Here is a 14,291-nt window from a genome sequence, read left to right as displayed (position 1 = left end):
GCCGGAAGCCCCACCGGGAGGCGGGCCGTCACCCAGCCTCCGGCCGCTTCACGCCCACGGGCCGGGCGAGCTCGGCGCACTTCGGCTCCCCGATCCGCTGCTCGGCCAGCTCTCGCAGATCCGCGTCGATCATGCGGCTCGGATAGGCCCAGCGCAGCAGTGGTGCGGTCATCGCGGTGGTGACGAGGGCCATGACCACCATCAGCGAGTACAGCTCGGTATCGAGCAGACCCAGTTGCAGGCCGACGCCGAGGATGATCAGTTCGGTGAGGCCGCGGGTGTTCATGAGGATGCCCAGCGTCGTGGCCGACCTCCCGGACTGGCCGGCGAACCGTGCCCCCAGCCAGGCGCCACCGAACTTGCCGCCGATCGCCACGAGCAGGATCAGCCCCAGCTCGCCGAGCCCGTCGCCGCCCACCGTGGTCAGGTCCACCCTCAGCCCCGACACGGCGAAGTACGCCGGCAACAGCATCCAGATGATCGTCTCGAACCGGTCCCTGACCGCTGCGCGCAGCCTCTCCGTGCCACGCCGTGGCACGATCGCCCCGGCGAGGAACACACCGAAGATGAAGTGCACCCCGAGCCACTCGCACAGCGCGCCGGAGACCAGCAGCAGCGCCGTCAGGAGGGCGAGCTGTGTGGCGCCGACGCCCTGCTGAACGGCCCCGTCCTCCGGGTCTCGTCGGCCCCGGGACGGCGCGGCCAAGAGCCTGCCGAGCAACGGCCGCAGCACCCACACCATGGCCAGGACGTACGGCACGACCAGCAGGACCTGCCAGGAGTTCTGACTCCCGGTGAAAGTGAGCAGCGCCGCGAACAGGAGCCAGGCCGCCACGTCCCCGACGGCCGCACTCGCCAGGGCCAGTGCGCCGATCCTGGTGCGGTGGATCCCCTGGTCGCCGAGGATGCGGGCCAGCACCGGGAACGCCGTGATGGACATGGCCGTGCCGATGAACAGCAGGAAGGCGAGGCGGTGTTCGACCGCGTGGTCGTCCCACAGGTACAGCGCGAGCAGGACACCGAGCCCGAACGCGCAGACGATCGACCCGACAGCCACCCCGGCCGTGGTCCGCCCGTTACCGCGCAGGAGCCGGTAGTCGAGGTCGAGACCGACCAGGAACATGAAGAGCGCGACCCCGAGGTTGCCGAGCGTGGTGAGCATCGGCCTCGTGTCGGCAGGTATGAGCGTCTCCGACAGCGCACCGTGAAACAGGGTCGGACCGAGCAGGACACCGGCCACGATCTCGCCGATGACCGCGGGCTGGCCGCATCGCCGGGCAAGGCGCCCGAGCACGTGTGCGAGCGCGAGTATCAACGCCAGACCGACCATGATCATGGCTGTGTGGTGGCTGGTCACGAGCACTCCTTCCGCACGGATGCGGCACCGGCCCACGCGCCCGTGCGGGGGCCGGTGCGGGAATGCGACTACCGCTTGTGCGCGACCAGCAGCAGCGCCGGGACCAGGATCCGGCCCTTCTCGTCGGTCCCCGGAGCCTTGTCGCGGAGCTCCGGGGCCAGTAGCGCCGTGATGGAGGACGGCTCCAGCCGGTCGATCTCCCAGTCCTTCTCCACGAGCGTCGCCAGTTCGTCGGCACTGAACAGCGTCGGCCCCTTGGGCATCACCGACCGTGCGTCCCGGGAGAACGTGAGGATCGAGAGCGTCGCGTCGTCGGTGGTGGAGCGGGCGAGACATGCCAGGTAGTCCGCGCGCTTGTCGTCCGCGACGGCCGGTATCGTCCCCGAGTCGACGACCGCGCGGAAGCGCCCCTCGTAGCCCCGTAACGTGGTCAGGTCGGCCACGTCGAAGGTGACGGGGAGATCGTGCCCCTGCGTCGCCTGTCGCGCGGCCGCGATGGCGGACGGCGCCGAGTCGAGCCCGACGACCGTGTATCCCAGCCGGGCCAGGAACAGGCTCGTGACCCCGACTCCGCAGCCGGCGTCCAGGACTTCGCTGCGGAACACCCCCTGCGGTTCGAGCTCGGCCAGCTTGGGCTGGGGCTCCCCGATGTTCCACGGTACCCAGGGGACGTTCTGTGCGGACTCCCGGCCCTGGTAGACAGCGTCGAAGTCGGTTTCGTGCTGCATGACGGATTCTCCTGTCGGATGGTCGGTGCGATTCGCCCCGGGCGGGGCCGGACGCGGACGGGGCGTCGATCAGCTCGGTCGGAGCACCGGGCCCGGATCGATGCCGAGGTCGGTGAGGATCGCCTGGACCCCGGCGCGTGCTCCGCAGTTGGCCCCACCGCCCGGATGGGTCGACGGGCCGACGAGGAAGAACCCGTCGGCCGGCAGCCGGTACCCCATGTTCGGCATCGGCCGGTTCCCCAGGTACTGGTGGAGTTGCTGACCGAGGTGGGCGGCGTCGCCGCCGGGCCAGGACGCGTTGAACCGGGCCGCGTCGAGCGGTGACTTGACGCTGCGGGACAGCACCTTCGACGCGTCCATGTTGGTGGTCAGCTTGCAGAACGTCGCGAAGATCTCGTCGAAGATCTCCTCCTTGTGCTCGTCCCAGCTCCGCCCTTCCAGCTCCATCGGGGCATATCCGAGCAGGTACAGGGTGTGTTGCCCCTCGGGCGCACGTGTCGGGTCCCAGACGCTGGCGACGACGGCGCTGGGCATGCCGACCGCCGTCGTGCCGTACTTCAGCGCGTCGAAAGCCTGGCGCAGCTCCGGCAGCGGCAGCGCGAACTCCTGGATTCCGGCGCGGGTCACCTCCTCGCCCGCGGCGTACACCGGAGCCTCGCTCAGCGCGAGGTGGCCGACCAGACAGCTGAAGGCGGTCCGTTTGCCACGCGAGGCCTTCGCGTCCCACTCGGGTCCGAACCTGTGGTCGACCATCTCGGGGATCTGGCGGATGTTGAGGTCCGCCACGACGGCCCGTGCCGCGGTGACCTCTTCCCCCGTGCCCAGCCGCACGCCGGTCACCCGCTCGCCCTCGAACAGGAAGCGGTCCACCAGGGCGCCGGTCTTGATCGTCCCGCCGAGGTCGACGAAGGCACTGGCGAGAGCCGTGGAGAGGGCGCCGGACCCACCGACCGGGAACCCGACGCTGTAACGGTGCATCGTCGGCAGCATCGCCAGCAGGAACGCGCCCGTGCCGCCCTCCTCCGGTGCGCAGATGAGTTCGGACACCCACCGCGCGAGCGCGGCCTTGATCTTCGGGTGCTCGAACCACTCGTCGATGACGTCGAGGTAACTCATCATCAGCAGGCGCGTCATCTCCCGCCCGTCCTCGGTCCGGCCGAGCAGGGCGAAGAACTCGCCCATCGGGAGCGGCGGCGAGAACATCGCGTCGACGAGCAGGTCCAGCATGCTCTCGGCGAACTTGTGGAAGCGCAGGTAGTTCTGCGCGTCGGCGGGCGATATCGCGGCGATGGTCTGCGCGGTCCTGTCGAGGTCCCGGTAGAACTCGATGTGCTCCCCGTCCGGGAAGGCCACGGCGATGGCCGGATCCGGGAAGACGTACTCCAGTCCGTACCGCGACAACAGGCCCAGCTCGTCGTTCCGGATCAGCGGGTTGAGCTGCACGAACACATGGGCGATGGCGTGCAGGTCGTGCCGGAACCCGGGCAGGGTGGCCTCCTGGGTCACCACGCCTCCGCCCACCTCGTCGCTCGCCTCCAGCACGACGACGTCGAGCCCCGCCTTGGCCAGGTAGGCGCCGGCCGTCAGCCCGTTGTGGCCTCCGCCGACGACGATCACATCATGGTCTGGCATCGATCACTCCTTTTCCAGTGGCGGATTCGGGGCCGCCCCGACGGTTGCGGAGGCGACCATCGCGGCGCAGATGCGTGCCACGTCGTCGTCCGTGCAGAGGTAGGGCGGCAGGCAGTAGATCAAGTTCCCGAAGGGACGCAGCCAGACGCCGTTGTCGACGGCCGTCTGCGCCATCCGCCTGTCGACGGGACGGTCGAGTTCGATCACCCCGATGGCGCCGAGAACCCGGACGTCGACGACACCGTCGAGATGCACCGCCTCCCGCAGTCCCAGGCGCAGCGCGCTCTCGATGCGCGCCACGTCGCCCTTCCAGTCGCCGTCGACGAGCAGACCCAGCGAGGCGTTGGCCACGGCCGCCGTCAACGCGTTGGCCATGAAGGTCTGTCCGTGCACCAGCACCGGCAGCTCGCCCTGCCGGATCCCGTCGGCGACGCGCGTCGTGCAGAGAGTCGCGGCCATGGACATGTACCCGCCGGTGAGGGTCTTGCCGAGGCACATCACGTCGGGCGTGACCCCGACGTGATCGGCGGCGAACAGGGCACCGGTGTGGCCGAACCCGGTGGCCATCTCGTCGAAGACCAGAAGTACGTCGTGCTCGTCGGCGAGCTCACGCAGCACCCGCAGATAGCCGGGGTCGTGGAAGCGCATCCCCCCGGCGCTCTGCACCATCGGTTCCACGATGATCGCCGCCAGCTCGTGGGCGTGCTCCGCGACGGTCCGCGCCATCGTGTCGACGTACGCCGGATCGAGCCGCTCATCGGCGGTCCGTGCCGGGTCGGTGGCGTGGCGCAGGCTGGTGGCCGACGACGCGGGCGGCGCCGGAAGGAACACCTGCTCGGGCAGGAGCCCCTGCCACGACGCGTGTCCCCCGTCGTCCGGATCGCACACGCTCATCGCGTGGAGACTGGCGCCGTGGTACCCACGACGCCAGGTCAGCATCCGGCGCTTCTCACTCCGGCCCGACGAACGCCAGTACTGCAGACACATCTTCAACGCGACCTCGACGGACACCGCCCCGGAGTCGCAGAAGTACACGTGCTCCAGGCCGTCGGGCGTCAGGTCGACCAGCGTGCGCGCGAGCCGGATCGCCGGCTCGTGGGTCAGGCCGCCGAACATCACGTGCGTGAACCGGCCGGCCTGATCGGCCAGTGCCTTGTCCAGTACCGGGTGGCGGTAGCCGTGGACGGCGGCCCAGAACGACGACATCCCGTCGATGAGTTCCCGGCCGTCGGCGAGGGTCAGCCGGACCCCTTCGGCTCCGGTGACCAGCAACTGTTCGTCCACGCCGGGCATGGGCCGGAAGGGATGCCACACGTGGGCCCGGTCCAGGGCGAGCAGTTCGGCGCAGTCCGGCGCGGTGGCCCGGTCCGTCCGGGCCCCGGCGTCGTCCGCGGTCGCCCACCGTTCGACGTCCCGGCCGAGCCAGGCCATCATCCGCGTGGTGTCGTCGGCTTCGGGCGCCGACGGCCGCGCCTCACCGATCCGCCCCGGGCCGCGCAACGCCGCCTCCGGTACCTGCGCGCAGGTGTGCACGACGTGGGCGAGCAGGGAATCGGGCAGCCGGAGCCGCCGACCGGTCGCCGCCGCGATGTCCCAGGCGTGCACGATGACGTCCGAGACCGGGAACGCCAGCGCTCGGGCCAGGTTCTGGCGTCCGGCCGGCGTGTCGACCAGCAGCTCGGGGTCGGCCTCGGCAACGGCCGTGCGCGCCGCCGTCGCCGCTTCCCGCCATGCCTTCACGGGGTCGCCGGCGGCGGCGTCGCCGGGCTGCGAAGGCGCGGACTGTGTGGGCTCGCCCCTCGCGATCAGGGCGACCTTGCCGAGGGTGCCGATGACGTGTCCCACGACGTCCCGGGTGGACCAGTCGGAGCATGGGGACGCGGTGTCCCAGGCGGCGTCCTGAACTCCCGTCAGTGTCGCGTCGAACACGCTCACCGCGTCCGCGAGTGCCGTGACGATGTCCGGTGGCGCACCGGTCCTGACGGGCGCGGATGTTGTGTCGTTGCTCATGGGTAGGACTCCTTCTCGTGGGGCGTCACCCGTCGGACTCGATGAACGTTCCGGTCACCGCGACGACACGGGTCCATCCGGCCCCGGCGTCCACCACCGGTATCGGGAAGCACATGACGGTGAATCCGGTCGGACCGGGCAACCGCCCGAGATTGGCCAGCTTCTCCAGCTGGAGGTACTCGCGTTCCCGCCCGTACACATGCGCCGGCCAGAGCATTTCCCGGTCCCCGGTGCGGCGGTAGTCCTCGATCATGCTCGCCATCGGCCGGTCGAGCCCCCACGCGTCGATGCCGATCACGCGGACGCCCCGTTCCACCAGGAACCGGGTGGCGCCACCGGACAGGCCGGGGTACGTGGTCAGGTACTGGGTGCTTCCCCACAGCCGGTCCGCGCCGGTCCACAGGAGCACGATGTCCCCCTCTGCGAGGGTGTGTCCGGCGACGCCCAGTGCCTCGGTGACATCGTCCTCGCCGATCTCCTCACCGGGTTCGATGTGGCGCACGTCGAGCCGGACTCCCGGCCCGAGGCACCACTCCAGGGGAACCTTGTCGATGCTCCGGGCCGGTTCGCCGCCACTGTGCGGGCCGTAGTGCAGCGGCGCGTCCATGTGGGTCCCGGTGTGCGTCGTCAGCGTGATCGTCTCGCTCGAGATGGCCATGCCGTCCGGGAAGTCGGACGTCTTCAGCCCCAGCACCGCCGGTCCTTGCTCGTGCGTGAGGGTGTCGATCTGCACCGGGGTCGCTTCGCCGGCGTTGGGTCCCGTGGGCACGCTGAGGTCGATCAACCTGACCATTACGCGGCCTTCTTCGCCCTCGCGGCACGGCGCTCGGCCTCTGCGCGGACAGCGGTCAGATGCGCCGTGCTGTTGCGCTCGACGGCCCCCGCGAGCATCTCGTGGGCCTCGGCATGGGTGAACGTGCCGGCCACCTTGCCGTCCGCACCCTCCTGGCGGGCGGCGAAGTCGTGGGTCAGCACGATCTGGGTCCGGTCCGGCCCGTAGGGAAGCGCCCGCCATTCCCCGCTCATGTGTTCCACGAGCGGCGCCGTCTCCAGCTGACGGTAGGCGATGACGCCCAGTTCCGGATCCAGGTCGCGGCGGGTGGTCCAGGCCTGTAACTGCCCGCTGACGTCCACCTCTAGCCGGGCGATCTCGTAGCCGTCGCCCCGCTCGGTGACGACGGCGGACTTGGTGGCGTCGAAGAGGTTCGGGTAGTTCTCGATGTCGGTCAGGACCTCCCAGACGATGCTCTGCGGCGCCTGCGCGGTGACCGTGTGCTCGGTGTGGTGCCTGTTCTCCATGGTGGCTCCTCGTGAGAAGTTCGGTTCGTTCAGGTTGTCCAGGAAGACGACCAGGTCGGCGACGGTCACCACGGACTTCAGCACCTTCCCGTCCACCTTGCTGCCCGGTGCGAGCCGGGTCACGATCTCGACGAGTTCGGCCGAGTCCACACCCAGGTCGGCGCGGAGCGCGGCCTCGCTGGTGATCTCCGACGGCTCCAGCCCGACTTCGAGAAGGACGTCGTACACCTGGCTGTATGTGGTCTTGGTGCTGCTCATGACACCTGCTTTCACGGTGGGGGGATCAGACGGTGGGGGGATCAGACGGTGGTGGATCAGACGGCTGGGCCATCAGACGGCCCGCAGCACGCTCGCGGCGATCGTGCCGTCGGCGCCCCTGGCGAGCAGGGCGACGGTGCGTACGGGCGTCTCGCGCGGTGCGCCGACGACGATGTGCGCGTCCCGCGGACGCTCGCAGCCCGCCACCGGCGCGATCGTGCCGTGCCGCAGGCTCAGCACGGCGACCGCCGCGTCCACCGCGGGCGCCGCGCCGAGGAGATGGCCGGTCACCGGCTTGGCCGTGGTGAGGGCGACAGGACCGAGCACCGAGTGGACGGCGGACAGCTCGGACTCGTCGGCTTCGGCGGTTCCCTGTGCGTCGAGGGCGACACAGTCGACGCGATCGGTGCCCGCCTCGTCGAGCGCCGCCGTCAGAGCCGCGGCCAGCGCCTGGGTGCCGGACGGCCCGAACACCTCGTCCTCCGGTACGTGCCGGACCGCGAAGCCCGCCAGCCTGGCCAACGGGACCGCCTCCCGCGCCCGGGCCGTCTCCTCGCGCTCCAGGACGAGCATCACGGCACCCTCACCGACGCAGAACCCGTCCGCCGTGTCGTCCCCGGGCCGGTAGGTCCCGGTGGGGGAAAGCCGTCCCGAGGTGGTGCAGAACGTGTAGGTGTACGGCGTCACGGGCGCCTCCGCGCCGCCCGCGAGCAGTACGTCGGCGCGTCCGTCGGCCACCGCCCGGGCCCCGTAGCCGATGGCCAGCGCGGCACTCGCGCTGTCCGCCACGAGGGTCTTGCTGAAACCGGTCAGCGCGTTTCCGATGGTGATCTGACCCTGCGGCGCGGTGGGGAACCACGCCGACGCGATGTGTGGGCTGACCCCGGTGTAGCCCTGGTCCAGCAGGCCGCGCAGGCTCGGCTCGGTGATCTCCCAGCCACCGAACATGTTGCCCACGTACACACCGGTGCGATCGGCGAGCTCGGTCGCCGGGAGCCCGGCGTCGTGCTGGGCGGACCGGGCGGCCGAGAGCGCCAGTTGACAGAAGCGGTCCATCCGCTTGCGCACCCGGTGAGTGAAGGTGCCGATGGTCTCCCGCTCGGTCTCCGCGGTCAGGAAGCCGGCGTTGGGGCACGGGTAGGACTCGGTGTCGAACCGCTCGATGGGCCGCACGGCGCTTCGGCCACCGGTCACCGAACGCCAGAGCTGGTCGGTGTCCGAGGCACCGGGCAGGGCGAGTCCGATTCCGGTGATCACGGTGCCGGTCATCGTCCGCCCTCCCTGGAGCCGGTCGCGCGGGGGCTGCCCAGGACGACGGTGGAATGGATTCCGCCGAAGCCGCTGGACAGGCTGGCGATGACGTGCGTCCGCTCCGCCCGTGCCTCGTTCGGTACGTAGTCGAGGTCGCAGGAGTCGCCCGGGGCGTCGTGGTTGATCGTCGGTGGGATCACACCCTCTTCCAGAGCCAGTACGCACGCCACCAGCTCCAGCGCGTTCGCCGCGGCCAGCGCGTGGCCGACCATCGACTTGATCGAGCTGACCGGCGTCCGGTAGGCGTGCGCTCCGAGTACCTTCTTGACCGCGTTGGTCTCGCACACGTCGTTCTGCGGTGTCGAACTGCCGTGCGCGTTGACGTAGTCGACGCTCGTGGCGGAGCACCGGGCGTCGTCCAGCGCGAGCTGGAAGGAACGGGCGAGATGCGTCCCCTCGCGTTCCAGGTCGGTCATGTGGAACGCGTTCGAGGTGCTCCCGAAGCCCAGGATCTCCGCGAGGATCGGCGCGCCCCGGCGCCGGGCGTGTTCCCACTCCTCCAGCACAGCCACACCGGCGCCCTCGCCGAGTACGAAGCCGTCCCGGTCGGCGTCGAACGGCCTGGAGGCGGCCTGCGGATCGTCGTTGCGCGTGGACAGGGCGCCGATCACGTCGAAGCAGGCGACGACGAAGGGGGTCAGCGGAGCCTCGGCGGCGCCGGTGACCATCACGTCCGCCTCCCCGCGGCGGATCGTGTCGAGGGCGAAACCGACCGCGTCGTTGCCGCCGGTGCAACCGGTGGCCGGGGTCAGCACCGGGCCGCGTATCCCGTGCGCGTCGGCGATGGCGGCCGCGGGCCGGTTGAAGGTGGCCGCGACGTGCAGGCGCGGGTGGGCCGCCGCCACGTCGATCGCGGCCGTGCCTCCGCCGGTTATCCGCGGGAAGTGCTCGGTCATGAACTTCGTTCCGCCGATCGCGTTCGCCATGACGACGCCCATCCGTTCCGGGGCGATGTCCTCGTCGAGCAGACCGGCAGAGGTGACGGCCTCCCCGGCGGCCCGCAGCGCGATGCGGACGACCCGGTCGTCCCCGGTGCTGTGCTCGGCGGAAAGGCCGGGCAGGTCGCACTCCGGCAGCGTCCCGTAGATCCGGGAGGCCAGGCGGGACGTGTCGAACTCACGGCCGGTGATCACCCCGGAGCGACCCGCGCACAGTCCGGCCATGAAGTCCTTCGTCCCGATGCCGTTGGGAGCCAGGACTCCGAGCCCGGTCACCGCGACCCGTTTCACGACAGCCTCCCGCGCGTCGCGACCACGAGCGTGCCCGGCCCGGTCGGCGCCCTCAGCTGCCGGCACACCGGCAGGCCCGCGTCGGCGAGCCACCGGCCGTAGTCGTCGAGTCCGTGGGCCGAACCCGCGCTGGTCATCAGCATCTGGAGGGAGAAGAACGCGCCCACGGGATCGGTCTCCGTGTCGTCGGGGACGATCTCGTCGAGCAGCAGCACACCGTCGTCCGCCAGCGCCGCCGTGCACAGTTCAAGGATCTTGACCACCTGTGCGGGCGGGTACCCGTGCAGCAGATTGCCCAGCAGCACCACGTCGTACGGTCCGCCCCAGGGCACGGCGAACAGGTCCCCGGCCCGGTACTCGGCACGGTCCGCCAACCCCGCCTCACGGGCGAGCCTGCGGGCCTGCGACACCGAGACCTCCCGGTCGATGCCGACGACGGCGCCGTCCCAGCTCTCGGCCAGGGCGCGTCCGGAACCGCCGTACCCGCACCCCACGTCGAGGATCCGGGGCCGCGGCTTGACCAGGTCACCGGCGACACCGGCGATCCAGCGGCCGGTGCCCACCGCGAGCGCGTCCAGATAGGGCGTGATCTTGGCCCAGACGTCGTCCGCCCGGTCGGCGAAGATCTCCTGGCACGGTGTGCCGGTGCGCACCGCTTCGGTGAGCCGGGGCCAGATCCGGAAGTTCAGCTCCCGGTGGATGTGCCGCATGTCCCCGAGGTAGGCACGCGAGCCGCGGACCAGGTACAGGGCGGTGTCGTCGGCCAGTCGGTAGCGGTCGCCCTCGCGATGCACGAACTCCGCGGCGTGCAGCGCGGTGAGCAGCGCGCGCAGGCCGCGCGGGCTCGCATCGGTACGGCGGCCCAGGTCCTCCACGGTGTCGTAGCCCTCGGCTATGGCCGTGAAGACGTCCAGGTCGAGTGCTGTGACCAGGGTGGCCGTACGCCCGAGCCCCCAGGCGAAGTCGAGGATGCGGGCCGGTGTGGCCGTGGTTCCCGGCTGCTCAGACAAGGCTCAGCCCTCCGTCGACGACGAGCGTCGCGCCGGTGATGTAGGAAGACGCGTCGGACACCAGGAAGCGGGCGACGTCGGCGACCTCGTGCGCGGTGCCGAGCCGGCGCAGCGGAATGCGTCCCCGCTCCGCCTCGGCCTGTTCCTCATGGCCCCGGACCAGCTTTCGGGACATGGGGGTGTCGATGAATCCGGGGATGATCGTGTTGACCCGGATGCCCCGCGGCCCGTAGGCGACGGCCAGATCCCGGGTGTGCGCGACGACCCCGGCCTTGGCCGCGGTGTACGGCGCCCTGAGAGGGCTCGGCTTGAGCCCGCCCGCGATGCTCGAGCAGGTCACGATCGATCCGCCCGGGGCCATCGAGGGAAGTACCGCGCGGCACACACCGGTGGTCCCCCGCAGGTTGACGTCGAGCACCCGCGTCCACAGCTCGTCGTCGATGCCGGCCGGTGGTCCCCAGTTGGCGACGACGGCGGCGAACGTCAGACAGGCGTGGATCTCGCCGGTCCGTGCGACGAGGTCGGAGACCGCCTCGCGCACCGAGTCGGGGTCGGCCACGTCGAGCGGGCGGACGCCGAGCAGGGTCGTCTCCTCGTCGAGGGACTTCAGACCCGCCTCGTCCACGTCAACGGCCAGCACCGATGCGCCCGCTCGCGCGAGCAGGTGGGCGGTGGCCCGGCCGATTCCCGAGGCGGCGCCGGTGATGAGGCAGACCTTGCCGGTCAGGTCGGTCATATGCGGACCTCCTCTTCGTCCGCGGTGTTGGCGAAGGCGACGCCGATGCCCAGCCGGCGGACCCAGGCGTCCACCACGCCGCTCATGGCGGGGTGCACGGAGAAGGCGCGTAATTGCTCAAGATCGGTGAACTCCCAGCGGGCGGCGACCGAGTACAGCGACTCCGTCGCCGCGGCGTCGGCCGGCAGCGGAACGTGCCGGCCGGCCGTGAACCGTCGGACCACACCCGTGCTCCGGGTGGCCTCGGCAAGCTCCTTGCGGAACCGCTCCCGATCCGACTCGGACATCGTTTCCGGGTACCGGTAGAGAACGACGTGCGCGATCATGCTGCTGCTCCCTCGTCGCTGACGGTCAGTGGCTCACCCAGTTGGAGGAGGGACCGGGCGTTGCCGGATTCGATGGCGTGGACCGTCGCCGCCGGGAGCGATGCTCCCCGCAGCACCTGAAGTGCGTCGGCGCGCCCGAACTCGCCGGGCGTCACCGGGAAGTCGCTGCCGAACAGAATCCGCTCCTCGCCGAGCGCCTCCAGGGCGCACCGCAGCCCGGCGGCGTCGGCGGAGTGCGTGTCCGCGTAGATGTTGCCCGCGTAGTCACGCAGATGGCGCAGCGCACCCGAGGCCCGCGCCGCGTCGGCGTCCACGCCGCCGACGAGCCGGTGGATCAGGTCGAACCGGCCGAGCGCGAGCGGCAGCACACCGCCGAGCTGGCCGAACACCAGTCGCAGCCCGGAGTGTTGCTCCAGCGTGCCGCGCAGCACCAGGCGCATGACGCAGACGGTCGTCTCGACCAGCATGGCCAGCGAGCCGGTCAGCAGGTGCTCCGCGCGGCCGGGCAACGGCGGCTCGGACCCGAGCTGGAACTTCGCCGAGGGATGGACGAACAGGACGACGCCGCGTGCCTCGGCGGCGGCCAGCACCGGGGCGAACTCCGGGTCGTCGAGGAACCGTAACCGACCGGACGACGGCTCCAGGTACGCGGTGTTCATCGAGATGGCGGGGATGCCGCCGTCCGTGGCCGCCCGCTCGATCTCGGCCTCGGCCGACTCGACGAACCGGGGGTCCACCCAGCGCGCGGCCAGCAGCCGTCCACCGGTCCGCACGGACCACGACCGCATCTCGTCGTTGACCGTGGCGATGGTCTCGGCCGGTCCTCGCCGCCGCTCTCCACGCACCGCGGCCGAGTGCAGCGCGGCCACGGCGTTCGAGCTGTGCGTCAGTACGGTGGTCTCGATCCCGTGCAGGTCGGCGTCGGCCAGTTGCCGCTCCGGGCCGTCGAACGCCGGGGACCGCCAGAGAGCCGGGGGCCCCTCGGCCAGCGAGCCGGACTCGGCGAGCCAGTCCAGGAACGCCGCCTGGACCCACGGCGGCAGGCCGTGCGCGTGCGCGTCGACGACCGTCACCGGGTCACCGACTCGACGTGCGCCCACTCGTCGCCCCTGTTGCGGCTGCTGGCGAGGCGGCCCTCGGCGACACCGTCCGGCGCGGCGTCCTTGTGCGGCTGCATCACGGCCAGCTCGGCGTTGAGGCCGGAGACCATGATGATGAAGTCGTCCCGGGCGGTCATCCAGCCGATCGGGTCGATCAGGTCCTTCGCCTTGGCCCAGTACGCCTCGACGTTCTTGCTCGCGTCGTAGAAGAAGCGCACGAACGACAGCACGTTGCCGAGGAACTCACGCAGGCCCTCGTCGTAGGCCTGTGCGAACTCCTCCTCACGCTCGGGTTCCTGGAGCATCGCGGAGACGGTCGCCGCGGCCGAGCTGGCGCCCTTCATCGCGAGCGTGACCCCGGTGGAGAACAGCGGGTCGATGAACGCGGCGGCGTCGCCGACCAGCAGGTAGCCGGGCCCGTGGAACCGGGAGCAGGTGTAGGACCAGTCCTTCGCCGTGCGGCACCCGGCGACCCGGGTGGCGTTCGCGAGTAACTTCTTGGCCTCGCGCGACGTGGCTATCTTGCTCTCGAGCAGCTCCAGACTCGGCCGGGTGTCCTGAGCCATCTGGTCGTTGGGGCCGACGAATCCCACGCTCTGGGTGCCGTCGGACAGCGGGATGACCCAGAGCCAGCCGTCCGGGTGGTTCTCGACGAGGATGTTGCCCGACAGCTCGTCGGGGAGCCGGTCCCCACCCTGGTAGTAGGTCCACACGGCCAGGTTCTTGAGGTCGTCGTGCATGTCGACCAGCCCGAACTCCCGGGCGAAGATCTTGGACTGGCCCGAGGCGTCGACGATGAAGCGGGCCTCCGCCCGGATCGGCTCCGTCCCGCGGCCGATCGTGTACGTCACGCCGGTGGCCCGGCCGTCGGTGGTCAGCACCTCGCGCACGGACGCGTGCTCGATGACCATGGCTCCGAGCTTGCGGGCGTGTTCGAGCAGGAGGAGGTCGAATTCGGCGCGCTTGACCTGCCACGTGTAGTCGTAGGGGCCGCTCTCCCCGAAAGCGATGCTCCAGAGCTTGCGCTCGGCTCCCCAGAGCAGCGAGATGCCCGCCTTGCGGGTGAAGCCGGCGGCGTCGATGGTCTCCCGAACGCCGAGTTCGTCGACGACGGAGTTGAGGCCTGGGATGAGCGACTCACCGATGTGATAGCGGGGGAACTGCTCCTTCTCCAGGACGAGCACCTTGTGTCCGGCCTTGGCCAGCAGGCCGGCCGTGGTCGCGCCGGAGGGGCCTCCACCGATGACGATGGCGTCGTAGGTTGCGGTCATGTCGGACGTCTCCTTCTGTTCCGT

Annotated in this window: 13 protein-coding genes; all 13 read right to left on the bottom strand. The window is 70.7% G+C overall.

Annotation, left to right across the window (positions count from 1 at the left end; genetic code table 11):
- Positions 1-28: 28 nt before the first annotated feature.
- Complete coding sequence (locus ACFZDE_RS35765; protein ID WP_391209302.1) at positions 29-1,357, bottom strand: cation:proton antiporter; 1,329 nt, start codon at positions 1,355-1,357, stop codon at positions 29-31.
- Between the two features lie 68 nt (positions 1,358-1,425).
- Positions 1,426-2,085: a methyltransferase domain-containing protein gene (locus tag ACFZDE_RS35760; RefSeq protein ID WP_391209296.1), complete on the bottom strand. Its 660-nt coding sequence runs from the start codon at positions 2,083-2,085 to the stop codon at positions 1,426-1,428.
- A gap of 69 nt (positions 2,086-2,154) precedes the next feature.
- A complete protein-coding gene (locus ACFZDE_RS35755) occupies positions 2,155-3,717 on the bottom strand; it encodes an FAD-dependent oxidoreductase (RefSeq protein WP_391209285.1) in 1,563 nt (520 codons plus the stop codon).
- A gap of 3 nt (positions 3,718-3,720) precedes the next feature.
- Complete coding sequence (locus ACFZDE_RS35750) at positions 3,721-5,727, bottom strand: adenosylmethionine--8-amino-7-oxononanoate transaminase (protein ID WP_391209276.1); 2,007 nt, start codon at positions 5,725-5,727, stop codon at positions 3,721-3,723.
- 25 nt (positions 5,728-5,752) lie between these two features.
- Positions 5,753-6,520 (bottom strand): cyclase family protein, encoded by a 768-nt coding sequence (locus tag ACFZDE_RS35745; RefSeq protein ID WP_391209265.1) that lies wholly within the window; start codon positions 6,518-6,520, stop codon positions 5,753-5,755.
- Positions 6,520-7,284, bottom strand: coding sequence for an SRPBCC family protein (locus tag ACFZDE_RS35740; protein ID WP_391209256.1), 765 nt, complete (start codon positions 7,282-7,284; stop codon positions 6,520-6,522). The genes ACFZDE_RS35745 and ACFZDE_RS35740 overlap by 1 nt, the downstream gene beginning before the upstream one ends.
- 72 nt (positions 7,285-7,356) lie before the next feature.
- Positions 7,357-8,553: a beta-ketoacyl synthase N-terminal-like domain-containing protein gene (locus tag ACFZDE_RS35735; protein ID WP_391209245.1), complete on the bottom strand. Its 1,197-nt coding sequence runs from the start codon at positions 8,551-8,553 to the stop codon at positions 7,357-7,359.
- Positions 8,550-9,824: a beta-ketoacyl-ACP synthase II gene (locus ACFZDE_RS35730; RefSeq protein WP_391209238.1), complete on the bottom strand. Its 1,275-nt coding sequence runs from the start codon at positions 9,822-9,824 to the stop codon at positions 8,550-8,552. Before ACFZDE_RS35730 ends, ACFZDE_RS35735 begins: the two co-directional genes overlap by 4 nt.
- Positions 9,821-10,834, bottom strand: a complete 1,014-nt coding sequence (locus ACFZDE_RS35725; RefSeq protein ID WP_391209229.1) for a methyltransferase domain-containing protein — start codon at positions 10,832-10,834, stop codon at positions 9,821-9,823. Before ACFZDE_RS35725 ends, ACFZDE_RS35730 begins: the two co-directional genes overlap by 4 nt.
- Positions 10,827-11,570 (bottom strand): SDR family oxidoreductase, encoded by a 744-nt coding sequence (locus ACFZDE_RS35720; RefSeq protein ID WP_391209220.1) that lies wholly within the window; start codon positions 11,568-11,570, stop codon positions 10,827-10,829. Before ACFZDE_RS35720 ends, ACFZDE_RS35725 begins: the two co-directional genes overlap by 8 nt.
- Positions 11,567-11,896, bottom strand: a complete 330-nt coding sequence (locus ACFZDE_RS35715; protein ID WP_391003646.1) for a Dabb family protein — start codon at positions 11,894-11,896, stop codon at positions 11,567-11,569. Before ACFZDE_RS35715 ends, ACFZDE_RS35720 begins: the two co-directional genes overlap by 4 nt.
- The gene (locus ACFZDE_RS35710) at positions 11,893-12,996 is read right to left on the bottom strand and encodes an amidohydrolase family protein (protein WP_391209195.1); all 1,104 of its coding nucleotides are present in this window, start codon (positions 12,994-12,996) and stop codon (positions 11,893-11,895) included. Before ACFZDE_RS35710 ends, ACFZDE_RS35715 begins: the two co-directional genes overlap by 4 nt.
- A complete protein-coding gene (locus tag ACFZDE_RS35705; RefSeq protein ID WP_391003642.1) occupies positions 12,966-14,267 on the bottom strand; it encodes a tryptophan 7-halogenase in 1,302 nt (433 codons plus the stop codon). Before ACFZDE_RS35705 ends, ACFZDE_RS35710 begins: the two co-directional genes overlap by 31 nt.
- Positions 14,268-14,291 lie beyond the last annotated feature (24 nt).

Origin of the sequence: Streptomyces sp. NPDC007929, assembly GCF_042959065.1 — a bacterium.
Classification (GTDB): domain Bacteria; phylum Actinomycetota; class Actinomycetes; order Streptomycetales; family Streptomycetaceae; genus Streptomyces.
The sequence above is the reverse complement of the archived record's forward strand: the minus strand, read 5'-3'. Positions and strand labels throughout refer to the sequence as shown.

Coding starts and splice junctions, on each gene's coding strand:
- ACFZDE_RS35705 (WP_391003642.1), bottom strand. CDS start 14,267: ATGACCGCAACCTACGACGCCATCGTCATCGGTGGAGGCCCCTCCGGC.
- ACFZDE_RS35750 (WP_391209276.1), bottom strand. CDS start 5,727: ATGAGCAACGACACAACATCCGCGCCCGTCAGGACCGGTGCGCCACCG.
- ACFZDE_RS35740 (WP_391209256.1), bottom strand. CDS start 7,284: ATGAGCAGCACCAAGACCACATACAGCCAGGTGTACGACGTCCTTCTC.
- ACFZDE_RS35745 (WP_391209265.1), bottom strand. CDS start 6,520: ATGGTCAGGTTGATCGACCTCAGCGTGCCCACGGGACCCAACGCCGGC.
- ACFZDE_RS35755 (WP_391209285.1), bottom strand. CDS start 3,717: ATGCCAGACCATGATGTGATCGTCGTCGGCGGAGGCCACAACGGGCTG.
- ACFZDE_RS35735 (WP_391209245.1), bottom strand. CDS start 8,553: ATGACCGGCACCGTGATCACCGGAATCGGACTCGCCCTGCCCGGTGCC.
- ACFZDE_RS35760 (WP_391209296.1), bottom strand. CDS start 2,085: ATGCAGCACGAAACCGACTTCGACGCTGTCTACCAGGGCCGGGAGTCC.
- ACFZDE_RS35720 (WP_391209220.1), bottom strand. CDS start 11,570: ATGACCGACCTGACCGGCAAGGTCTGCCTCATCACCGGCGCCGCCTCG.
- ACFZDE_RS35715 (WP_391003646.1), bottom strand. CDS start 11,896: ATGATCGCGCACGTCGTTCTCTACCGGTACCCGGAAACGATGTCCGAG.